The sequence below is a fragment of the Verrucosispora sp. NA02020 genome (genome assembly GCF_013364215.1).
Lineage (GTDB): Bacteria > Actinomycetota > Actinomycetes > Mycobacteriales > Micromonosporaceae > Micromonospora.
The window spans coordinates 5,795,566-5,817,778 of the sequence record NZ_CP054923.1; the positions used below are offsets into that span (position 1 = coordinate 5,795,566).

The following is a 22,213-nucleotide window of genomic DNA, read 5'->3' on the forward strand; positions in this document are numbered from 1 at the left end:
TGAAGCTCACCGGCTGGCGTCGAGGTCGGCGGCGACGACGCCGGCCGGCATTCGGGCGGTGCGGACGGACGGGGCTAGCAGGCAGGGGCGGTCGGCGTCGCGCCCCTGCCTCCCCCGCAACCGGTCGGCCACCGGCGTCGGTGACCGGGCCGGAGGACTCATGGCGAACAGGTCCGCCCAGAGGCGGGGAAGATCGGGTGGTGCGTACCCGGCGGGATCTCCTGACCGGCGGCGACGTTGCCGCCGGTGGCGGTGCTCCGGTGCGGCCGGGGAATCCCGGTCCGGCCGCACCGGAGGCACCGCATAACGGGTGTCACCGGGCCGGGTGGCCGGTGACACGACCTCCGGTACCGACCCTGTTCCGGCCGCGGGGCGCAACCGCGGCCGGCCCTCGCCGGTCGGTACCGGAGGCGGTTCAGGCGGCGACCGTCGCCAACGTCGGCTCCACCTCGGTCCAGGCGGACCCCAGATCGGCCGAGCGGACCACCGCGTCCAACACCAGTTGCACCTGCAACGCCTCGACGAACGAGGGCGACGGGTCGACGCCGGTCGCCACCGCCTCGATGAAGTCACGCATCTGGTGGGTGAAGGAGTGCTCGTACCCGATGATGTGGCCCGGCGGCCACCAGGCCGACAGGTACGGGTGCTCGCTCTCGGTCACCAGGATCCGGCTGAAGCCCTGCTCGGCCGTGGGGCGCGTGGCGTCGTAGAACTCCAGCTCGTTGAGGCGTTCCAGGTCGAAGACCACCGAGCCGAGCGACCCGTTGATCTCCACCCGGAGGGCGTTCTTGCGGCCGGTGGCGAACCGGGTCGCCTCGTACGTGGCCAGCGCGCCGCCGTCGAGTCGGGCCACGAAGATCGCGGCGTCGTCGACGGTCACCGGTCCGGTGGCGGCGGCACCGTCGGCCTGCGCCGCCAGCCCGCTCGAACCGGTCGGCAACGGCCGCTCCTTGACGAACGTCTCGGTGACCGCGCTGACCCCGGCGATCCGCTGGCCGGTGACGTGCTGGGTCAGGTCGATGATGTGCGCACCGATGTCACCCAGCGCGCCGGAGCCCGCCTGGTCCTTCTGCAACCGCCAGACCAGCGGGAACTGCGGGTCCACGATCCAGTCCTGCAGGTAGCTGGCCCGGACGTGCCGGATCACCCCCAGCCGCCCGTCGGCGACCAGCTGACGCATCAGCGCCACCGCGGGTACGCGCCGGTAGTTGAACCCGCACATCGAGCGGGCCCCGCCGGCTCGGGCGGTGGCTGCCGCAGCGGCCATCTCCCGTGCCTCGGCGACGGTGTTGGCCAGCGGCTTCTCGCACAGCACGTGCTTGCCGGCGGCCAGCGCCGCGAGGGCGATCTCGGCGTGGCTGTCACCCGGTGTGCAGATGTCGACCACGTCGATGTCCGGGCGGGTCACCAGTTCCCGCCAGTCCGTGGTGTGCTCCTCCCAGCCGAGCCGGTCGGCGGCGTCGGCCACCTTTCCCGGATCACGCCCGCAGACGGCCACCATCCGGGCCCGCGCCGGCAGGTCGAACACTCGATTCACGGTCCGCCATGCCTGCGAGTGCGCGGCGCCCATGAACGCGTAGCCGACCATGCCGACCCGCAGTTGGTTGTCAGTCGTGGACAAGGTGGGTCTCCCCCCGTGGTGTCAGAACCCGAGCTTGAGGTAGTCGCTCGCGTTCTCCTTCGTGATCGTCTCGGAGGCGAGGACGATCTCCTTGGGCACCTGAAGCTCGACCAGGTCCGACATGCCCCGGTTCTGGCCGATCAGCCGGGCCAGCGAGATGGCCGACGAGGCCATCGACGGGCTGTAGGTCACCGTGGCCTTCAGCACCGTGTTGTCGGCCTGGATGTCCTCCATCGCCTTCTTCGACCCGGCGCCGCCGACCATGAAGAACTCGTTGCGGTTGGCCTGGCTGATCGCGGCCAGCACGCCGATGCCCTGGTCGTCGTCGTGGTTCCAGATCGCGTCGATCTTCGGCAGGGCCTGGAGCAACTGGCTCGCCTCGCGCTGACCGGAGTCGACGGTGAACTCCGCGGCCCGCCGGTTGGCCACCCGCAGGCCGCCCTGGGCCAGCGTGTCCGCGAAGCCCTTCGACCGCTCCTGGGTCAGCTCCAGCGAGTCGATGCCGGCGATCTCGGCGATCACCGGGTTGCTCACGCCCTTGGCCTTGAGCTGTTCGATGATGAAGGTGGCCGCCGCCACGCCCATGCCGTAGTTGTCACCCTTGATCTGCAACCGGTACGCCTTCGCGTCCGGGAAGGCCCGGTCCAGGTTGACCACCGGGATGCCGGCCGCCATCGCCTCCAGGCCGAACGAGTTCAGCTCCTTGCCGTCGTGCGGCAGCAGCACGATCACGTCCGGCTTCTGCGAGACCAGGGTGGACAGCGCCGCCCGCTGGGCCGCCGCGTCCGCACCCGCCTCGACCGTCTTGAACTCCACGTCGGAGTACGCGCCGGCCTGCGCCCGGGCGTTGTTGGTGATCGCGGCGATCCAGCCGTGGTCGGCGGCCGGTGCGGAGAACCCGATCGTGACCCGCTCGCCCGGTTCGGCGTTGCCGCCGCCTTCGGCCGCCTTGGTCTGTGCCTCGGTGGGCGTGCCCTGCTCGTTGCTGGTGCAGGCGGAGAGCAGTACGCCGGCACCGACGGCCGCCCCGCCGAAGAGCATCCGGCGCCGCGACATGTCGCGACTGTGCTGGGTCATGACGACCTCCTGATGTCATGTGGTGGAGGAAAATTGGGTGTGCGCGACCCGACCACCGTCGTCTGCTCGGGTGGTCCGGTCTGGTGCGGAGGGTGCGAAGAGGGTTAGTTGGTGGTGACCCGGTTGTTGCGGCGGAGGAACTGGGTGAGGGTGCCGAACTGCACCTGCTGGATCAGGACGGCGGCGACGATGATGCCGCCCTTGACCATGTTCTGTGCCTCGGTGGAGAGTCCGTTGATCGCGAAGAGGTTGGTGATGGTGGCGAAGATGATCACACCGAGCAGGGAACCGATGATGGTGCCCCGCCCGCCGCTGAGCAGCGTGCCACCGATGATCACGGCGGCGATCGCGTCCAGCTCGTAGAGGTTGGCCATCGCCGCCTGGGCCGAGGTGGCCTGGGCGGTGAGCATGATCGCGGCGATGCCGCAGCAGAGGCCGGAGAGCGCGTAGAGCAGCAGGGTGTGGAGCCGGACGTTGATGCCGGCCAGCCGGGCCGCCTCCGGGTTGCCGCCGACGGCGACCGTACGCCGGCCGAAGGTGGTGCGGTTGAGCAGCATCCACCCGGCGGCGACCACGGCGGCCAGAATGTAGACCAGCAGCGGGATACCGAGCAGGTCGTTGCTGGCGATCCCGTTGATGACGCCGTTCTGCGAGATCTGCGTCTGCTTGTCGGAGATCTCGGCGGCCAGTCCCCGGGCCGCCACCAGCATGGCCAGCGTGGCGATGAACGGCACCAGCCGCCCGTACGCGATGAGCGTCCCGTTGACCAGGCCGACCGCCACCCCGACCACGATCGCGGTGAAGATCATGCCGGCGGCGCCGAAGCTCTGCGTGGCGACCGTGGTGCACCAGACCCCGGCCAGCGCGACGATCGCGCCGACGGAGAGATCGATGCCGCCACCGATGATCACGAAGGTCATCCCGACGGTGACCACGCCGACCACCGAGGCGAGCTTGAGGATGCTGAGCATGTTGGCCCAGACCCAGTCCGGGTTGGAATACAGGTCGGAGCGGGTGGCCGCGCCGATCACGAAGAGCACCAGCAGCACCCCGATCAGAGCCAGGTTCCGCTTGGCGCCCTCACCGCCCTCGCCGTTCCAGAAGGAGAGCCCGCCCCGCGACCCGCCGGACGGGTCGTGCTTGGTCACCCCGGTCGGTGCCGGCTCCACCGGCGGCGACTGTGCCGGCAACTGTGTCGTCGAGGGCCCTCGCTCGCTCATGCCGGCGCTCCGCTTCGCTCCGCGCCGCCATGAGGCACCTTCACGCTGTATCGATGATTCGCTCGCTGACGCTCGCTCATGCCGGCGCTCCGCTTCGCTCCGCGCCGCCATGAGGCACCTTCACGCTGTATCGATGATTCGCTCGCTGACGCTCGCTCATGCCGGTGCGCCTTCCATCAGAGACCCCGCCATCACGAGGTCGAGCACGGTGTTCTCGTCGAGTTCGCCCGCCGGGGCGGTACGCACGACCCGGCCCTCCCGCATGACCAGCACCCGATCGGCCAGACCGAGCACCTCGGGCACCTCGCTGGAGACCAGCAGCACCCCGACACCCTCGGCGGCGAGTTGCCGGATCACCTGGTACAGCTCGGCGCGGGCGCCCACGTCCACGCCCCGGGTCGGTTCGTCGAGCAACAGCAGTCTGGTGTCGCCGAGCAGCCAGCGCCCGACCACCACCTTCTGCTGGTTGCCGCCGGAGAGCGTGCGCACCGCCCGGCGTACGTCGCGCGGGCGCATCTCCAGCTTCTCCGCGATCCGGTCCGCCTCGGCGCGTTCCTTCCCGACGTCGGTGAACCCGAGTCGGGCGTACCTGCTGAAGGTCGCCAGCGTGACGTTGCGGTAGATCGGCTCGCCGAGCAGCAGGGCCTGGCTCTTGCGTTCCTCCGGGGCCATGCCCATGCCGGCCCGGACCGCCGCGCCGACGCTGCCCGACCGCAGGGCCCGACCGGACATCCGCACCGAGCCGGACTCGGCCCGCCGGGCGCCGTAGATCGTCTCCAGCAGCTCGGACCGGCCGGAACCGACCAGCCCGGCGATGCCGACGATCTCCCCGGCCCGGACCGAGAGCGAGACGTCGGCGAACTCCCCGGCCCGGGTCAACCCGTCGACCTGGAGCAGTTCGTCGCCGACACCGGTGCTGTCGGGGCGATCCGGGAAGACGTACTCGATGGTCCGGCCGGTCATCCGGGAGACCAGGTCACGCGTCGGGGTGTCCCGGGCCGCCAGGTTCGAGGCCGTGGTCCGGCCGTCCTTGAGGACCGTCACCCGGTCACCGATCTCGCGGATCTCCTCCAGCCGGTGCGAGATGTAGATGACCGCGATCCCCTGCGCGGTCAGCTCGCGGATGATCCGGAAGAGGTTCTCCACCTCGTCGTGGGCGAGCACCGCACTCGGTTCGTCCATGATGATCAGCCGGGCTTCGTGGGAGAGCGCGCGGGCCATGCTGACCACCTGCTTGCCGGCTGCCGGCAGCGCTCGCACCACCCGGCCCGGCGGGATCTCCGCGTGCCCGAGCCGACCGAGGATCTGCCGGGTACGCCGGGCCATCTGCCCCCGGCGGACGAAGCCGATGCGACGCGGCTCGTGCCCGAGGAAGGCGTTCTCCGCCACCGACAGGTCGTCGACCAGGTCGAGTTCCTGATAGATGGTGGCGATCCCGGCTCGCATGGCAGCCTGCGGGTTGGCGAAGGTGACCGGCTCGCCGCGCCATTCGACCAGCCCCGAGTCCGGTCGATGCACTCCGGCGAGCACCTTGATCAGGGTCGACTTGCCGGCGCCGTTCTGCCCGAGCAGGCAGTGCACCTCGCCGGCCCGGACCTCCAACTGCACGCCGTCCAGCGCGCGTACGCCCGGGAAGGTCTTGACCACGTCGGTCAGACGCAGGACCACCTCGCCGGCCACGGTGTCGTCCGGAGCTTCGACCAGTGGCGCGTCGCTCACGTCGCCGTCGGTGTTCACGCTGCCTCCAGGAAAGCCAGGTCGCTGGCGAGCACCGCGGCTCCGGCGACACCGGCGCGGGGTCCCAGTTCGGAGAGCACGACCGGCAGGTTGCCGGTGGCCAGCGGCAGGGAACGCCGGTAGACGACGCTGCGGATCTCGGCGAGCAGGACGTGCCCGAGTTGGGCGAGTCCACCGCCGATGACGATCATCGACGGGTTGGTGAAGCTGACCAGTCCGGCGAGGACGCTGCCGAGGCGTCGGCCGCCCTCGCGGATGAGCTGGATGCAGGCCACGTCGCCCTCGACGGCACCGGCGGCGACGTCCTGGGCGGTGACCGACCCCTGCACGCGCAGGCGTTCGGCCAGCGCGGGTGAGGCACCGGTACGCGCTGCGGCAGTGGCCTCCTTGGCCAGCGCGGCGCCGCTGAACAGCGCCTCCAGGCAGCCGGCGTTGCCGCACGAGCAGACCGGCCCGTGCCCGTCGACCTGGATGTGGCCGATGTCCCCGGCGCAGCCGTCGGTGCCCCGGTAGACCTCGCCACTCAGGTAGATCCCGCACCCGATCCCGGTGCCGATCTTGACGAAGAGGAAGTCGTCGACCGAGTGCGCCACCCCGCCGTGCCGTTCGCCGATCGCCATGATGTTCACGTCGTTGTCGACCACCGCCGGGCAGCCGTGCTCGCGGGTGAGCAGCTCACGGACCGGAAAGCGGTCCCATCCCGGCATGATCGGCGGGGACACCGGCACTCCGTCGCGGAAGCTGACCGGACCGGGCACCCCGATGCCGACCGCGTTCAGCCGGTCGTAGACGCCGTCCACACGGGCCTTGGCGAGCAGTTCGTTCACGCGGTGCAGGGTCACCTTGGGACCGGAGCGGATGTCGGCCGTCTCCGCGTACGCCGCCACGGGCTCCAGGCGGCCGTTGACGACTTCGACGTCGATGGAGCTGGCTCCGAGGTCGACGGCCGCGAACCGCAGGTCCGGGCTCAGTTCGACGAGCGTGGAGCGTCGGCCGCCCCGGGAGGCGGCCATGCCGGCCTCGGCGACGTAGCCATGGCTCACCAGTCGTTCCAGCTCGGCCAGCAGCCGGGGACGGGGGATCTCCAGGCGGTCCGCCAGCTCCGCCCGGGAGACGGCCCCCTGGTCGCGGAGCAACCGCAACAGGCGCACGTGCAGGGGTTCGACGGTCCGCATCGGGACCCCTTTCATCGATGCGATTCACATCGACGCAACGCCGATGTGTTGTGTCCGACACAGTAAGCGCCTTCCGAGCTGCCTGTCCAGATCTTCGGCCGACATTCCACCAACTTTTGTCCGAGCAGACAAAAGCTTCGAGTGGATCAAGGAAAGGGTTGCTCATCCGGTCCGCGCCGTGGCAGATGGTGGCCGCCGGCCTGCCGATGCCGCCCGAGGGCGGGAGGTGGCCGAACCGGCCGGAGCCTGACGACGCGCATCCGACCGGGCAGAACGAGCCTCGGCCCGAGCGCCGATGACCGGCGCTCGGACCCAGGGTGCCTCTGATCGGCTAAGAAGCCGAACTCACTCCGTCTCGTCCTCCTGCCGCAGCTTGCGGTCGTCGCGCAGCTCGACGTACGGCTCCCGGTCGACCGGACGCAGGCCACCCGCGATGGCCCGGCCGCGCGCCAGCTCGGCGTCGAACTCGGCGCCGAAGAGGATCGCGACGTTGCTCAGCCAGAGCCAGACCAAGAAGATGATCACACCGGCGAGCGCACCGTAGGTCTTGTTGTACGAGCCGAAGTTGGCCACGTAGAGCGCGAAGACGCCGGAGACCAGCAGCCACATCACCACCGCGAGGACCCCGCCCGGGCTGACCCAGCGGAAGCCGCCCTGCCGGGCGTTCGGAGAAGCCCAGTAGAGGATGGCGAACATCAGGCTGACCAGGATCAGCAGCACCGGCCACTTGGCGAGGTCCCAGACCGTCACCGCCGTACTGCCGACCCCGATCGCGTCACCCACCTGCTCGGCGAACCGGCCGGTGAACACCACGATCACCGCACTGGCCAGCAGCAGCACCCCGATCACGGCGGTCACGCCCACCCGGATCGGCAGGGTCTTCCAGATCGGGCGTCCCTCCGGCACGTCGTAGATGATGTTGGAGGCGCGCATGAAGGCGGCGACGTAGCCGGAGGCCGACCAGAAGGCAGCCAGCAGACCGATCACGGCGGCGAGGCCGGCGAGACCGCCGTTCTGCTGCGCCTGGTCGATGGCCGCGTCGATGATCTGGCGGATGTTCTGCTCCGGCACCGCCTGGCCGACGGTGTCGCGCACGCCCTGGGTGGCGCTCGGGCCGAGCAGACCGAGCAGCGAGACCAGCACCAGCAGGCCGGGGAAGATGGAGAGCACACCGTAGTAGGTGAGGGCGGCGGCCCAGTCGGTCAGGCCGTCGGAGCTGAACTCCCGGACGGTCCGCCGCGCCGCCGCCACCCACTCGTCGCGGGACAGCCGGGTCGGCCCGTCGGGGGTGTCCCGGTCGGCCGGCAGGCGCTCCGCACCGCTGTGGGGATCGTCGGCGGGCTGCCGCACCGCGTCGGCCCGGTCTGGACGGGAAGACTTCTCGGAGGCCATCGCCCCTCCCCTCACCTCGATGTTCTCGCCCGAGACATGCCCCGCCAGTGCGCTCGGGTAACCACCCGCCGGCCCTCCGCGTGGACCGCGGACACGGCGTGCCGCCGACCACACCGTCGTGCCGCCGACCGCACCGTCGCGCCACCGGTGCCGCGCGTCCGGCCCGGGCCATGGCGGAAAGGCGATCGGGAATGGCGCGTGCACCGGCGCAGAGCGCGACTCGTCGGGGATCCGCTGTCAACCGTGACGCGCCGACCGGATCAGGTCGGGCACCCGCACCGGTAGCCGCCGAACCACCGCCCCGGCCCGGACGACCGACCCGATCGACGCCGCCACCCTCCGTCAGCATCTATACGGAGAGTAATGGATTCGCTGGCATTTCGACGCCGACATGTGACAGCCCAATGCCCCAGAAGGTGAAAAACGGACGCAGTTACGCGTGCTCGCGTCGCGCATCCGGCAGACTAACGCGCACGTCCCGCGCCGGTCGCGAAACTGATTCTGAAACAAGCGCAGCGGGGAGTGACTGAAACAAAATGAAAGTCACTCAGGGAAACGACGATCGACAATGTTCCCATCGATGTGTCAATTCGCGTATCGTCCCCCCTCGTGTCGGCTATCCGATTCACCGATGATTCCGGACCCGAGGGCAATCGCGCCCGTGCCCGCGTGGCGGAGGCCGACCCCGAGGCCGATCCGCGCGCCGTCGGGACCGTTCCGGCCACCATCCCCCGGCAACGACCCGGCCCCGAGCCCGCCACCGGCCCGAACACGCCACCCGGTGACCGACCCACCGGTGCCGGGGACACCGACGCGCCGCCGGAGGTGGACGCGCGGGAACTGGCCGCCCAGTTCGAGGACGAGAAGCCCGGCCGTACGCTCACCGGGCCGGTCGCCGTCCTGCTGACCGCCGCGACCCTGGCCGTCGCGCTGCTCGCCCTCTGGCAGGTGTTCCGGCCACTGGCCCAGGGCAGCAAGTACTACCTGATCTTCTTCCTGGCCGGCGTACTCCCACTGGTCTTCCTCGCGTACCCGGCCGACCTGCGGCTGCCCCGGCTGCGCCGCGACCGTGACGCGAACACCGACGGACGTGCCACGCCCCCGGCGCGGGCCCGCCCGCCACGCACCGGGCCGAGCGGGGTCGACTGGGCACTGGCAGTCGCCGCGCTCGCCGCCTGTCTCTACCCGGTGCTGCCGGTCGCGCTGGCCGGCGGTGGCGGCGGCTACGACGCCTTCCTCGACCGGCAGGGCCTGCTCGTCGGCACCGACGTGGCGATGGGCACCGTCCTGCTGCTCCTGCTGCTGGAGGCGTGCCGACGCACCACCGGCTGGATCCTGCCCGTGGTGTGCCTGGTCTTCCTCGGCTACGGCTACTACGGCGGACTGCTGCCGCAGACCTGGGCGGTGGCCCACGCCGGGCTCGACTTCGGGCAGATCGTGGACGCCTTCTACAACTCCGACAGCGGGTTCTACGGCACCCCGTTGGACGTGGCCGCCACCTACATCGTGCTGTTCACCATCTACGGTGCGGTGCTGGACCGCTCCGGCGCCGGCCGGTTCTTCGTCGACCTCTCCGCCGCCGCGTTCCGCCGGTCCCGCACCGCCGCCGGTCGTACCGCGGTCGCCTCCGGCTTCCTGCTCGGCACCGTCTCCGGCTCGGGCGCCGCCACCACCGTCAGCATCGGTGCGGTCACCTGGCCGATCCTGCGCCGCGCCGGCTACCCGGCGGAACGGGCCGGCGGCATGCTCGCGGCGGCCGGTGTCGGCGCCATCCTCTCCCCGCCCACGCTCGGCGCGGCGGCGTTCATCATCGCCGAGTACCTGGGCGTCTCCTACCTCCAGGTGCTCGGCTGGGCGATGGTGCCGACCGTGCTCTACTACCTCGGCATCGTGCTCTCGGTGGAGATCGACGCGCGCCGCTCCGGGGTACGCGCGGCAGCCATGCCGGCCACCTCCGCCTGGCGGCTGCTGGCCCGCTCCGGCTATCACTTCGCCTCACTGTTCGCGATCGTCGGCCTGCTCGCCGTCGGCGTCTCGGCCACCCGCGCGGTGGTGCTGGCCACCCTGCTGGCGATCGTGCTGTCCTACCTGGACCGCAGGCACCGGCTCACCCCGCCCCGGCTGCTCGACGCGTTCTCCGGCGGCGCACGCGGGGTCCTCGCCGTCACGGTGGTCTGCGCGGCGGCCGGGATCATCACCGCCACCACCACGAAGACCGGGCTCGGGCCACAGGCCGCGGCGCTGCTGATCGACGCCGCCGGCATGGTCAGCTCGAATCCGGCTGTGGTGCTGGCGCTCACCGCGCTGCTCGCCGCCGTCGCGCTGAGCCTGCTCGGCCTGGCCATCCCGGTCACCGCGTCCTTCGTGATCGGCTGGGTGATCATCGGTCCGGCCCTGCTCGACCTCGGCGTCAGCGCCCCCGCCGCGGCGATGTTCGTCTTCTACTTCGCGGTGCTGTCCGAGGTGTCGCCGCCGACCGCGCTCGCCGCGGTCGCCGCCGCCGCGGTCACCGGCGGCCGCGTCGTACCGACCATGTGGCACACCCTGCGGTACGCGCTGCCGGCCTACCTCATCCCGCTCGCCTTCGTGGCCACCCCGACCGGGCTCGGCCTGCTCGGCATGGGCGGTCCACAACGGATCCTGGTCGCCGGCACGGTCACCGCGCTCAGCGTGGCGGTGCTGGCCGTGGCGGCGGGCGGCTGGCTGCCCGGGGTCGGCCCGGCGGGCGTACCGGAGCGGATGCTCGGCGCGATCGCCGGGCTCACGCTGCTCTGGCTGGAACCCGTACCCGTCGCGATCGGTGCCGTACTGGCCGGCGCCATGGCGGTGGGCGTTTTCGTACGACGCGGATCCGCCGGCTCCTCCGGCGGGACGCGAGCCGGATCACCGGCATGAACGCGGAAGGAGCAAGAGTGGGACGGATCAACGTGCGGCTCGTGGCGGGAGTGGGAGCACTCGCCCTCGTCGCGGCCGGCACCGCAGGTTGCGGCGGCCGTCAGGGCGCCGCCGCCACGGACGACACCGCGAACGCCGTCACCTGCGAGGTGGCCGAGAACACCCGGGTGGGCATCGCCACCGGCAACGCCACCGGCGTCTACTACGTGGTCGGCAACGCCCTGGCCGGGCAGCTCTCGAACAGCACCGCCGGCCGGCTCACCGGCACGGCGGCCGAGACCGGCGCGTCGGTGCAGAACATCGAACAGCTCGTCGGCGGCCAGTACGACGTGGCGTTCTCGCTCTTCGACACCGCCGTCAACGCGGTGCAGGGCAAGGGCACCTTCACCACTCCGCAGCCGGTCGAGGCGCTGGCCCGGATCTACGACAACTACACCCAGGTGGTCGTCCGGGCCGACGCGGGAATCAACTCCGTGGCCGACATGAAGGGCAAGAAGATCTCCACCGGCTCCCCCAAGTCCGGCACCGAGGTCATCGCGAACCGCCTGCTGGAGGCCGCCGGACTCGATCCGGCCGCCGACATCCAGGCCCAGCGTCTGGACCTGACCAAGACGGTCGAGGGCGTCAAGGACGGCAGCCTCGACGGCTTCTTCTGGTCCGGCGGCGTACCCACCGGCGGTGTGACGGATCTCTTCACCACTGCCGGGGACAAGGTCAAGTTCATCGACATCACGCCGTTGTTGCCTAAGATGAGCGAGCTGAACCCCGCGTACCAGGCCGGCACGATCGGCAAGGACGTGTACTCCACTGTGGCGGACACCCCGACCATCGTGGTTCCCAACGTGCTGCTCGTCCGCAAGGACCTGGACGCCAACGTGGCCTGTGCGATCACCCGGACGGTGTTCGAGAAGAAGGACGCGCTGGCCCAGGCCAACCCCGCCGCCAAGGGCATCGCTCTGGACACCGCCCGCAAGACCGACCCGGTCGGTCTGCACCGGGGTGCGGACAAGGCGTTGCAGGACCTCGGCGCGAGCTGACCGACCCGGCCGGGCCGGTGCCTCCCGTGGGGGCCCGGCCCGGCCACCACTACCTCGGGAGACCCCCGTGCCGCTGCCCTCACTGGCGCGCGTACGCCGGCACAACCGTCCGTCCGATCACACCGGTCGACTGTGGTCGGTGCGTACGCAGCTCCTCGCGCCGATCCTCGTCGCCACCGCCGGACTACTCGCCCTCGGCGCGATCCAGACCGGCAACGCCCTCTCCGCCACCACCGACGCCGAACGCGCCCGGGTACTGGCCGGCACCGCCACCGCCACCGTGTCGCTGGTGCACGAGGTGGAACGGGAACTCGGCGAGACGGCCGCCCTGCGCCAGCGCGGCGGGACCTCCGGCCGGCAACTGGTCGACGCCCAGCGGCAGCGGGTCGACGAGGCCGTGGCGCGGTACCGGTCGGCCAGCGGCGACGCCCGACGGGCCGCTCCCGACCTGGGCCGCTCCCTGGACGGCGTGGACGAACACCTCGTCCAGCTCGACGAGGCACGGGTGGCCGCACTGGGCTCCGCGACCGCCGACCCGACCTACGTGGCGCTGGTGGAGTCGCTGCTCACGGTGGCCGACGCGCTGCCCGCCCAGGTACGCGACCCGGAGCTGGCCAACCGGGCCCGGGAGGTGGCCGCCGTCGCCGCCCAGGAGCACCTGGCGTCGCTGGAACGTGACCTGCTGCGGACCGTCTTCGTCCGGGGCGAGCTGGCCGAGGGTGAACTGGTCCGGCTGGGCCGGCTGCGGGGCGCCGCCGAACAACGCCAGGCCGAGTTCTCCCGCATCGCCGGGGCGGACGCCACGGCCGCGTACACCCGGTTGCTGGCCGGCAGTGACGTCTCCACGGCCCGGCGGATGCGCGACAGCGCGCTGAACGCGGACCGCGAGCCGGCCGCGCTCGGCACCGACGGCGACGCCTGGTTCGTGGCGCAGAGCGGCACCATCCGCCGGTTCAACCTGCTGGGCCGCGAACTCTCCGACGACCTCGACCGCCGGTCCGCCGCGCTGGCCGCCGACGCCCGCCAGCGGGCATTGGTCACCGGCGGCTCCGCCGGCGGGCTGGCGCTGGCCTCGCTGGTCGCCGCCGCGATGCTGGCGGTACGCACCAGCCGCCGGCTACGGCGGCTGCGGGTGGCCGCGTTGGCCATGGCGCACCGGGAACTGCCCGAGCGGATCACCGCGATCTCGGCCGGCGACAGCAGTTCCGGTGCCGGTCCGGCCTCCCAGATCACCGCCGGGATCAGTCGCGGACGCGACGAGATCGCCCAGGTGGCGGAGGCGTTCGACACGGTCAACCGGGCCGCCCTGCGGCTCGCCGGTGAGCAGGCCGAGCTGCGCATGGACGTGACCCGGATGGTCGAGGCGCTGGCCCGACGGATCCGGACGCTGATCACCCGGCAGTTGCGCCTGCTCGACGAGTTCGAGCAGGAGGAGACCGATCCCGACGCGCTGGCCCGGCTGTTCGCGCTCGACCACCTGGCCGCCCGCATGCGGCGTAACGGCGAGAACCTGCTGGTCCTCGCCGGTGGCGAACCGGGCCGCTCGCACGAGGGCCCGCACCTGCTGGCCGACGTGGTCCGGGGCGCCGCGTCGGAGATCGAGGAGTACGCCCGGGTCGAGATCGACGTACCGGCCGCCGCAGTGCACGGCTCGGCGGTGGGCAACCTCGTCCACCTCCTCGCCGAACTGTTGGAGAACGCCACCGCCTACTCCCCGCCGCACGCCCCGGTGCACGTGGACGGTCGACGGACAGTCGACGGGCTGACGCTGCGCGTACACGACCAGGGCATCGGCATCGGCGAAGGCCGCCTGGCCGAGATCAACGAGCGGCTGCGCGCGCCGGCCGTCCTGTCCAGCGCGGCGGCCGGCAGCATGGGCCTGCACGTGGTGGCCCACCTGGCCGCGCGGCACGGCGTGCAGGTGCGACTGCACAGCGCCGGTGCCGGCACGGTCGCCCAGGTGGAGGTCCCCGAGGAGATCCTCACCCGGGTCGAGGAGGTCAAGGGACGGCCGCCCGCCGCGCCCCGCGCCACGCCCCCCGGTGCCGCCTGGTTCCGCTCGCACGACGGCGAGCCGGGCGGCCTCCGGATACCGCGGCCCCGGGTGGAGATGGGCACCGCACCGGAGCAGTTCAACGTCCACCGGGCCCCGACGATGACGCTGCCGGTGGTCCGCACCGCCGTCAACGGATCGTCCGGCCGGTCGGGCGCCGGAGCCGGGGCGGGCCAGGCACCGCCGAGCTGGTCGGGTGCCGGCGCGGGCCAGGCACCGCCGAGCTGGTCGGGTGCCGGCGCGGCGACCGCCAGCGGACTGCCCCGGCGGACCCGTGGCGGCGGCCTGCAGTCCGAACTGCACGACACCCCACCCCCACCGGCCGGCACCGACCTGCTCGACCCCGAGGTCGTCCGGGCCCGACTCACCGCCCTGTCGGCCGGGGTGGCCCAGGCGATGCGACGCAACCAGCAGACCAGACACAGCGGGAGACCCGAATGATGCCCAACGTCAGCGCCGGCCTGGACTGGCTCCTGGCGAACTTCGCCGAGCAGGTCCCGGACGTGTCGCACGCCCTCGCCGTCTCCGGCGACGGGCTGCGACTGGCCGCCTCGCCCCACCTCTCCACCGACCAGGCGGACCAGCTCGCCGCCGTGATCAGCGGGCTGGCCAGCCTGACCGTCGGCGCGGCGCGGCTGATGTCCGCCGGCCGGGTACGCCAGCAGATCGTCGACATGGACGGCGGGGTGCTGCTGGTGATGGCGGTCGGCGACCGCGCCCTGATCGGGGTCCTCGCCTCCGCCGGGTGCGACCTGGGCCAGATCGGCTACGAGACGGCCACCCTGGTCCAGCGGGTGGCCGAGGCCCTCGAACCGGCCATGCGCACCTGGGCGGAACAGGGCGGGGTGCCGGCGTGACCGGCCGGAGTGCCGGCGTCGATGGACGAAGCTCGGCGGTTCGCGGGTGGGGTGCGGGCGTCGGTGGACGAAGCTCGGCGGTTCGCGCGCGAGGTGTCGGCGTGGCCGGGCGGGGTCGGCGTCTGATGGCGGCCGTGCTGGCGGTCGCGCTGGTCGCCGGTTGTGGCGCCGAGGCCAGCCCGGAGCCGCGCCCGTGGCACGACGGACGCATCTTCCTCGCCACCGGCAACACCACCGGCGTCTACTACCAGCTCGGCGGCGGGTACGCCGACATCATCAGCCGGCACCTGCCCGGCTACGAGGCCCGCGCCGAACCGACCGGAGCCTCCGGCGAGAACATCACCCGCCTGGTCGAGGGCGACATGGAGATCGCGTTCAGCCTGGCCGACACCGCCGCCGACGCCAGCGCCGGCCGTGGCGCGTTCGCCGGCCGACCCCAACCGGTCCGGGCCCTGGCCCGGGTCTACAGCAACTACACCCACGTCATCGTCCGAGCCGACGCCCAGTTCACCGGCCTCGCGGCCCTACGCGGCAAGCGGGTTTCCACCGGTTCCCCCAAGTCCGGCACCGACGTCATCGCCGCCCGGCTGCTCACCGCCGCCGGGCTGGACCCCGAACGGGACGTACGCCGGGCCCGGCTGTCGCTGCCGGAGACGGTGGCCCGGATGCGCGCCGGGACGCTCGACGCCATGTTCTTCTCCGGCGGCCTGCCCACCCCCGGCATCGCCGACATGCTCAGCGGCGCACCGGGCCGGTTCGCCCTGCTGCCGATCGCCGAGTTGGTCGAGTCGCTCAACGCCGAACACGGCTCGGTCTACACCACCGCCGAGTTGCCCAAGGACGCCTACGACACGCCGAACGGCACTCCCACGGTCACGGTGGCCAACGTGATCCTGGTCAACGCCGACATGCCCGATCAACTGGCGTACGACCTGACCCGGCTCCTCTTCACGTACCAGACCGACCTGGCCGTGGCACACCCCGAGGCCCGCAACTTCGACCGCCAGAGCGCCGCCTCCACCGACCCCATCCCCCTGCACCCCGGCGCTGCCCGCTACTACCAGGGCGGCTGACCGTCGCTGCGCTGTCTCGCCTTGGGACGGCACCGGCCACGGGTCGCGGCCGGCGTCCGCTACGGGCGCTCGGAGAGCCGGGTGACGAACGCACGCCAGGAGCCGCGACCGAAGACCAACACCGGCCCAGCCGGATCCTTGGAATCGCGTACGGCCACCACACCCGACAGGTTGTCGGCCACCTCCACGCAGTTGCCACCCTGGCCGTTACTGCGGATGCTCTTGCGCCACCGGACGCCGGTCAATTCCATGTCTCCGCCACTTCCGCGATCAGATCGAGGGACTGCTGCTGCGATAGTGCCTCACCCCGGATCGACTCCCAAACCTCGACCATCTGCCGCAGATAGTCGGCACGGTCCACCACCTGCCCGTGGAGCTGTCCTTCCTGATAGACGACGTCCTCCCCGTGCGGCGGCGTGGCGATCACGAACGGGCCGTTGATCCCGGGATAGGCGCCGACCGAGAGCGGCACGACCTGGATCCGGAGCCTGGGCACCGTCGCGCCGAGCTTCACCAGGTGGCGCAGTTGCTCCCGCATCACCTCCGGTCCACCGATCCGCCGACGCAGCACGTACTCGTCGACGACGGCGGTGAACATCGGCGGACGCTCGCGGGTCAGCACGGTCTGCCGGTCCAACCGGGTCGTCACCTGCTGCTCGACCTCGTGTGGCGCGAACAGCCCACCGCCGGCAAGCAACGCGCGGGCATACGCCTCGGTCTGCAACAGCCCCGGCACACACAGCGGCTCGAACGAACGCAGCGCGGTGGCCTCCGCCTCGATGCCGGGCCAGTCCCGGAACCACGGCACCAGGATCTCCCGGCTGAGTCGGCGTTGGATGCGCTCGAAACGGCCGTCGGCGGCGAACACCGTGTCGCAGCGGCGGGCGAAGTCCAGGCTCGGCTTCCGCTCGCAGGTCTCCACCTTCGCCACCAGCGCGGCCGAGTAGCTGAGCGCCTCGGCCAGCGCGGTCTGCGACATGTCGGCAGCGGACCGGACCAGCCGCAGTTCCTCCGCGAAGTGCTCCAGCATGGACGAGCGGTCCACGGACACCCTCCGTACATCGTCGTACCGCCTGAGATCGGCCCGGGACGCGCGCGTCGTCACCGCGCCAAGCCTCCCACCGTAGTCGCGTCCTCACCAGACTGTCACGCAGCGGGACCGCTCACGGGATCGGACGGCGGGCGGAACCAGGCCGGGGCGTCGGCGTACCCGACTCGGCCGGCGCCCCATTCACCTCGACGGAGGCCCACCCATGCGATTCCCGTTCCGGCGATGTCCGTCCCCGGCCACCCCCATCCCGCTCCCCGGGGACCGGGACTGGTGACGGCCCGTTACCGCCCCCACGTCGCGGCCCGACCGTCCTGGCGGTGCCGGGTGTGCGGTGCCCGTTGGCCGTGCTCGGCGGCCCGGCTGGCGTTGTTGGGCGAATACCGGGAGAACCGTACCGGCCTGCTCGTCTATCTCGGCTCGATGATGTACGACGCCGCCGACGACCTGGCCGGCACCTGCCCACCCGAAACGCTGGCCGCCCGCTTCCTCACCTGGGCCCGCCCCCGCTGACCCACCCCGCCCCGCCCGACCCCCACATCACCCACCCCCGCGCACCACCCGACCCGCACGTCGATCATGGAGTTGTGGCACCCGGAAGGATGTGTTTTGCCCTCGTTCGTCCTCGCCACAAGTCCATGATCGGCGTGACGGGCGCCCGCGGCGGACGGCGAGGCGGACGGCGAGGCGGACGGCGAGGCGGACGGCCGCCGGAGTAGGGCGGCCGGGCGGGTCAGAGGTCGGTGGGGGTGGTGGCGGCGCGGGCGGCGGCGACGAGGTGATCGGTCTCGGCGAGCACGGCCGGGTCGTCGCTGGGGGTGCCGGGGTCGTAGCGGACCATCCAGGACAGGCCGTCGACGCCGGACACCCGCCGGCCGACGATCCGACCGGCGCCGCCGGGCACGGCGTGGTGCTGGGTGTACGCCACCGACTTGGTGACCCGGGCCCGAATCTGGTGCGGCAGCTCACCGGGGTCGAGCAGCAGGTAGCGCTCGGCCGGACAGTCGGCGACCACCACGTACCCGTCCCGTTCGGCGACCTGCTCGCCGGGGGTGACGGTCAACTCCCGGCCCGACCAGACCGCCTTGACGATGTCGTGCCAACCGACCCGGTGGCCGCGTCCGGGCAGCCAGAGCCCGAGGTTGGTGGCCACCACCACGCCGTCTCCCTCGCCGTTGCCGGCGGCGGACCAGGCCAGCACCCGCTCGTCGCGCTCCAGCGGTGGCCGGTCGGCCGGTGGCAGCTTCGGTCGGCGGCGGAACAGTCCCATCTCTACAACCCTCCTGCCGCCTGCTCGCGCAGCGCGCGGGCGTGCTGTTCCAGCGACAGCAACTCACCGAACGTGGCGAAGTACTCGTCCTTGTTGTTGACCGGGTTGATCCGCTGGATCCGCGACTTGAGGTCCCGGATGCGGGCGGTCACCGAGCCCCACTGGAGGCGGGCCATGGTGATCGAGACGTACCTCGGGTCGGGCTCGCCGTCGATCCGCAACGGCTCCACGGCCAGCTCACCGACGAGGGCCTGGGCCGCCAGGTCGGTGCAGGCGTCCCGGACCGACTCGATCCACACCGCGCCACCGGCCGCCGACGCGGCTCCGCCGGCCGCCGACACCGCCTCCCGGACCACCACGTGCACCGGGTGCCGGTAGTCGCTCGCCTCGACCGCGTCGAACATCGGCCCGGCCAGCGCCGGCTCCTGGAGGGCGAGCTTGAGCGCCTCGCGCTCGACCATCGACTGCGGGCTGTCCACCGTCGGCTCGGCACGGGCGGTACGCGTCGGCGCCTCCGCCGGACGCCCCGAGGCGGCGGCCAGCACCGCCCGCTGCACCGGCTCGATCTCCATGCCGAGGTCCCCGGCGAGCTTGCGGACGTACTCGGGACGTTTCTCCTGGTCCTTGAGCTTCGCCACCAGCGGGGCGGCGCGGCGCATCGCCTCCACCCGACCGTCCACAGTGTCCAGGTCGAAGCGGTTGAGCATGTGCCGCAGCGCGAAGTCGACGAGCGGCTCGCGGCGGGCCACCAGGTCGCGTACGGCCAGGTCGCCCTTTGCCAGGCGCAGCTCGCACGGGTCCATGTTGTCCGGGCTGACCGCGATGAAGGTACGCCCGACGAACCGCTGGTCGTCCTCGAAGGCCCGCAGCGCCGCCTTCTGGCCGGCGGCGTCCCCGTCGAAGGTGAAGATGATCTCGCCCGCCACCGCGTCGGTGTCCAGCAGCAGCCGACGCAGGACGCCGATGTGGTCGGCGCCGAACGCGGTGCCGCAGGTCGCCACGGCGGTCGGCACGTCGGCCAGGTGGCAGGCCATCACGTCGGTGTACCCCTCGACCACCACCACCCGGCCCTGCTTGGCGATCTCCCGTTTGGCCTGGTCGATGCCGTAGAGCACGTGCGACTTCTTGTAGATCGGCGTCTCGGGGGTGTTCAGGTACTTCGGGCCGTCGTCGTCCTCGAACAGCTTGCGGGCACCGAAGCCGATCACGTCGCCGGTGAGGTCGCGGATCGGCCAGAGCAGCCGACGCCGGAAGCGGTCGATCAGGCTGCCCGAGCGGGCCGGTCGGGACAGCCCGGCGGTGACCAGCTCGTCGTGGGTGAACCCGCGCTGGCGCAGGTGCTTGGTGAGCGGGTCCCAGCCCTCCGGGGCGAAGCCGCAGCCGTACCGCTCGGCGGCGGCGCGGTCGAATCCCCGCTCGGCCAGGAACTCCCGTGCGGTACGCGCCCCGGCGGTGGTGAGCTGCGCGGTGTAGAACTCCACGGCGGCGGCGTGCGCGGCGACGAGCCGCTGCCGCTGGCCCTGCTGCGGGCGGGTACGCGGGGTGGAGCGGTCGTCCTCGACATACCGCAGTTGCACACCGGCCCGTTCGGCGAGCCGCTCCACCGACTCGACGAAACTGAGGTGCTCGGCGTCCATCAGGAACTTGATCGCGTCGCCGCCCGCGCCGCAGCCGAAGCAGTACCAGACGTTACGGGCGGGTGAGACGTTGAACGAGGGGGACTTCTCGTCGTGGAACGGGCAGAGCCCCTTGAGGTTGCCGCCGCCGGCCGATCGGAGCGTCACCGTGTCGGAGATGACCTCGGCGATGGAGGTCCGCTCGCGGACCAACGCGATGTCCTCGTCCCGGATCCGCCCCGCCATGTCGCCACCCCCTCGGGCTACATCCTGCCCTGCCCCACCGACGGTGTAAGGAAGGGCCCCCTGCTAACGCCTGCGGTATAGCAGGGGTCCCCTCCTCACACCCACCAAGCGTCAGCGGGGACGACGGCGGAGGTAGCGCCGGACGGGCGGCGGGTCCTCCTCCTCGTACGAACGGGCGGTGCGCACGGCGGCCGCCAGGCCGGATCGCGGGGTACGGAACGGCGGCGCGAGCAGCGGATCGTCGGACATGTCCTTGACCAGCGCGGCGGCCAGCCCGAGCATCACCACCACGAACGGCAGGGCGATCATGATGGTGGCCTGTTGCAAGGCGTCCAGTCCACCGGCGAGCAGCAGCACGGCGGCGACCGCGCCGATCAGCACACCCCAGGAGACCACCAGCACCCGGTGCGGCCGTAGCGAGCCCCGCGAGGTCAGCGAGCCGAGCACCAACGAGGCCGAGTCGGCACTGGTGACGAAGTACAGCGCGATGAGCACCATGGCCAGGACGCTGGTCAACGCTGCCAGGGGAAGCGCGTCGAGCAGGCCGAACAGCGCCTGTTCGCTGCTCGCGGCGACGTCGGCCACCAGGTCACGGGTGCCGGTGCTCTGGATCCGCAGCGCGCTGCCGCCCATGATCGCGAACCATACGGCGCTGGCGCCGCTGGGCACCAGCAGGACGCCGATCAGGAACTGCCGGACCGTACGGCCCCGGGAGATCCGGGCGATGAAGGTACCGACGAACGGCGCCCAGGAAATCCACCACGCCCAGTAGAAGATGGTCCAGTCACCGAGCCACGCCGGGTCCGAGAAGGCGCCGGTACGGGTGGACATCACCACCAGGTCGTCGAGGTAGTTCCCGATCGAGGCGGGCAGCACCTCCAGCGTGTAGACGGTCGGGCCGACCACGAACACGAAGAACATCAGCCCCAGGGCGAGCAGCACGTTGGTGGTGGAGAGCCACTTGATGCCCTTGTGCAGGCCGGTGAAGGCGGAGATCACGAACGCCAGGGTGAGTGCGCCGATCACCACCAGTTCGACGGCGGTGCTGTCCGGGACGCCCACCACCAGGTCGAGGCCGGCGGCGACCTGGAGAGCGCCGAGGCCGAGGCTGGTGGCCGAGCCGAAGACGGTGGCGAAGACGGCCAACAGGTCGATCGTCCGGCCGAGACCGCCGTCGGCCCGATCGCCGATCAGTGGCCGGAACGCGGCCGAGATGGTGCCCTTCCGGCCCTTACGGAAGGTCGAGTACGCCAGCGCCAGCGCCACCACCGCGTAGATCGCCCAGGGGTGCAGCGTCCAGTGGAACAGCGTGTACTGCATTGCCGCCCCGGCAGCCGCCTCGGTCTGCGGTTCGACGCCGCTCGCCGGTGCCGGGGTGGTGAAGTGCTGGATGGGCTCGGCGACGGCGAAGAAGACCAGGCCGATACCCATACCGGCGCTGAACATCATGGCGATCCAGGCCAGGGCGCTGAACTCCGGCTCCTCGTCGTCCTTCCCGAGCCGGAGTCGACCGAACCGGGAGAACGCCATCACCACCGCGAGCACCAGGAACGCGTTGGCCGCGACGACGAAGAACCAACCGAACGTGTCGATCACCCAGCCCAGGCCGGATTCACCGAAGCTCGCCAGCGAATCGCGGGCAAGTACTCCCCAGACCACCACGGCCAGCACCCCACCGACGCCGAGCCCGAGTACGACCCGGTCGATCTCGCCCGCCCGCTGGCGGGTTTGCTGCGGTATTTCGTCGCTCATGGTCACCCCGAACCAATCCTCCGGTTCCCGCGCCGCCGCGTGCCGCAATCAGCACGAATCACCCTGGTGTGACCAGGAGTTCGGCGACACACTGCTGATGATCGCCGACAAACGGGGCACTAACGGAGAGTTCGGGCACCTCGA

The 22,213-nt window shown here is 71.6% G+C and carries 18 protein-coding genes; 6 read left to right on the top strand and 12 right to left on the bottom strand.

The window, feature by feature from the left end:
* Positions 1-6: 6 nt before the first annotated feature.
* The 7 genes from HUT12_RS25795 to HUT12_RS25825 all read right to left on the bottom strand — a co-directional run bounded on the left by HUT12_RS25795 (position 7) and on the right by HUT12_RS25825 (position 8,222).
* Positions 7-162: a hypothetical protein gene (locus HUT12_RS25795; RefSeq protein WP_176095021.1), complete on the bottom strand. Its 156-nt coding sequence runs from the start codon at positions 160-162 to the stop codon at positions 7-9.
* Between the two features lie 253 nt (positions 163-415).
* On the bottom strand, positions 416-1,621 hold the full coding sequence (locus HUT12_RS25800) for a Gfo/Idh/MocA family protein (RefSeq protein WP_131053887.1): 1,206 nt from the start codon (positions 1,619-1,621) through the stop codon (positions 416-418).
* A 21-nt stretch (positions 1,622-1,642) separates the two neighbouring features.
* On the bottom strand, positions 1,643-2,698 hold the full coding sequence (locus HUT12_RS25805; RefSeq protein WP_131053886.1) for a substrate-binding domain-containing protein: 1,056 nt from the start codon (positions 2,696-2,698) through the stop codon (positions 1,643-1,645).
* Between the two features lie 104 nt (positions 2,699-2,802).
* Positions 2,803-3,918, bottom strand: coding sequence for an ABC transporter permease (locus HUT12_RS25810; RefSeq protein ID WP_176095022.1), 1,116 nt, complete (start codon positions 3,916-3,918; stop codon positions 2,803-2,805).
* Between the two features lie 156 nt (positions 3,919-4,074).
* Complete coding sequence (locus HUT12_RS25815; protein ID WP_176095977.1) at positions 4,075-5,586, bottom strand: sugar ABC transporter ATP-binding protein; 1,512 nt, start codon at positions 5,584-5,586, stop codon at positions 4,075-4,077.
* Between the two features lie 65 nt (positions 5,587-5,651).
* Entirely contained in the window at positions 5,652-6,830 is a 1,179-nt protein-coding gene (locus HUT12_RS25820) for an ROK family protein (RefSeq protein WP_131053884.1), read from the bottom strand.
* A 345-nt stretch (positions 6,831-7,175) separates the two neighbouring features.
* Entirely contained in the window at positions 7,176-8,222 is a 1,047-nt protein-coding gene (locus tag HUT12_RS25825) for a YihY/virulence factor BrkB family protein (RefSeq protein WP_176095023.1), read from the bottom strand.
* Between the two features lie 825 nt (positions 8,223-9,047).
* Between HUT12_RS25825 and HUT12_RS25830 the strand changes: the two genes are divergently transcribed.
* From HUT12_RS25830 to HUT12_RS25850, 5 genes are all read left to right on the top strand, one after another.
* Positions 9,048-11,117, top strand: a complete 2,070-nt coding sequence (locus HUT12_RS25830; protein ID WP_176095978.1) for a TRAP transporter fused permease subunit — start codon at positions 9,048-9,050, stop codon at positions 11,115-11,117.
* A gap of 17 nt (positions 11,118-11,134) precedes the next feature.
* The gene (locus HUT12_RS25835) at positions 11,135-12,154 is read left to right on the top strand and encodes a TAXI family TRAP transporter solute-binding subunit (RefSeq protein WP_117231039.1); all 1,020 of its coding nucleotides are present in this window, start codon (positions 11,135-11,137) and stop codon (positions 12,152-12,154) included.
* 139 nt (positions 12,155-12,293) lie between these two features.
* A complete protein-coding gene (locus tag HUT12_RS25840) occupies positions 12,294-14,648 on the top strand; it encodes a sensor histidine kinase (RefSeq protein WP_254876960.1) in 2,355 nt (784 codons plus the stop codon).
* A complete protein-coding gene (locus HUT12_RS25845; protein WP_131057271.1) occupies positions 14,645-15,064 on the top strand; it encodes a roadblock/LC7 domain-containing protein in 420 nt (139 codons plus the stop codon). Before HUT12_RS25840 ends, HUT12_RS25845 begins: the two co-directional genes overlap by 4 nt.
* A gap of 101 nt (positions 15,065-15,165) precedes the next feature.
* On the top strand, positions 15,166-16,137 hold the full coding sequence (locus HUT12_RS25850) for a TAXI family TRAP transporter solute-binding subunit (protein ID WP_176095025.1): 972 nt from the start codon (positions 15,166-15,168) through the stop codon (positions 16,135-16,137).
* A 59-nt stretch (positions 16,138-16,196) separates the two neighbouring features.
* Here HUT12_RS25850 and HUT12_RS25855 read toward each other — a convergent pair whose 3' ends face one another.
* Positions 16,197-16,388, bottom strand: a complete 192-nt coding sequence (locus tag HUT12_RS25855) for a DUF397 domain-containing protein (RefSeq protein WP_176095026.1) — start codon at positions 16,386-16,388, stop codon at positions 16,197-16,199.
* Positions 16,379-17,182 (bottom strand): helix-turn-helix transcriptional regulator, encoded by an 804-nt coding sequence (locus HUT12_RS25860; protein ID WP_254876961.1) that lies wholly within the window; start codon positions 17,180-17,182, stop codon positions 16,379-16,381. Before HUT12_RS25860 ends, HUT12_RS25855 begins: the two co-directional genes overlap by 10 nt.
* A gap of 228 nt (positions 17,183-17,410) precedes the next feature.
* Between HUT12_RS25860 and HUT12_RS25865 the strand changes: the two genes are divergently transcribed.
* Positions 17,411-17,698 (top strand): flavin reductase, encoded by a 288-nt coding sequence (locus HUT12_RS25865; protein WP_176095027.1) that lies wholly within the window; start codon positions 17,411-17,413, stop codon positions 17,696-17,698.
* Between the two features lie 220 nt (positions 17,699-17,918).
* On the opposite strand, the gene HUT12_RS25870 is transcribed toward HUT12_RS25865, so the two are convergent.
* The 3 genes from HUT12_RS25870 to HUT12_RS25880 all read right to left on the bottom strand — a co-directional run bounded on the left by HUT12_RS25870 (position 17,919) and on the right by HUT12_RS25880 (position 22,069).
* The gene (locus HUT12_RS25870; RefSeq protein WP_131054891.1) at positions 17,919-18,455 is read right to left on the bottom strand and encodes a hypothetical protein; all 537 of its coding nucleotides are present in this window, start codon (positions 18,453-18,455) and stop codon (positions 17,919-17,921) included.
* Positions 18,456-18,457: 2 nt separating this feature from the next.
* A complete protein-coding gene (gene dnaG, locus HUT12_RS25875) occupies positions 18,458-20,317 on the bottom strand; it encodes a DNA primase (protein ID WP_176095028.1) in 1,860 nt (619 codons plus the stop codon).
* Between the two features lie 111 nt (positions 20,318-20,428).
* Positions 20,429-22,069 carry a BCCT family transporter gene (locus HUT12_RS25880; RefSeq protein ID WP_176095029.1) on the bottom strand — a complete coding sequence of 547 codons (1,641 nt, stop codon included), beginning with the start codon at positions 22,067-22,069 and terminating at the stop codon, positions 20,429-20,431.
* Positions 22,070-22,213: the final 144 nt, after the last annotated feature.

Coding starts and splice junctions, on each gene's coding strand:
- HUT12_RS25870 (WP_131054891.1), bottom strand. CDS start 18,455: ATGGGACTGTTCCGCCGCCGACCGAAGCTGCCACCGGCCGACCGGCCA.
- HUT12_RS25820 (WP_131053884.1), bottom strand. CDS start 6,830: ATGCGGACCGTCGAACCCCTGCACGTGCGCCTGTTGCGGTTGCTCCGC.
- HUT12_RS25855 (WP_176095026.1), bottom strand. CDS start 16,388: ATGGAATTGACCGGCGTCCGGTGGCGCAAGAGCATCCGCAGTAACGGC.
- HUT12_RS25865 (WP_176095027.1), top strand. CDS start 17,411: ATGTCCGTCCCCGGCCACCCCCATCCCGCTCCCCGGGGACCGGGACTG.
- HUT12_RS25880 (WP_176095029.1), bottom strand. CDS start 22,069: ATGAGCGACGAAATACCGCAGCAAACCCGCCAGCGGGCGGGCGAGATC.
- HUT12_RS25795 (WP_176095021.1), bottom strand. CDS start 162: ATGAGTCCTCCGGCCCGGTCACCGACGCCGGTGGCCGACCGGTTGCGG.
- dnaG (WP_176095028.1), bottom strand. CDS start 20,317: ATGGCGGGGCGGATCCGGGACGAGGACATCGCGTTGGTCCGCGAGCGG.
- HUT12_RS25845 (WP_131057271.1), top strand. CDS start 14,645: ATGATGCCCAACGTCAGCGCCGGCCTGGACTGGCTCCTGGCGAACTTC.
- HUT12_RS25825 (WP_176095023.1), bottom strand. CDS start 8,222: ATGGCCTCCGAGAAGTCTTCCCGTCCAGACCGGGCCGACGCGGTGCGG.
- HUT12_RS25805 (WP_131053886.1), bottom strand. CDS start 2,698: ATGACCCAGCACAGTCGCGACATGTCGCGGCGCCGGATGCTCTTCGGC.
- HUT12_RS25810 (WP_176095022.1), bottom strand. CDS start 3,918: ATGAGCGAGCGAGGGCCCTCGACGACACAGTTGCCGGCACAGTCGCCG.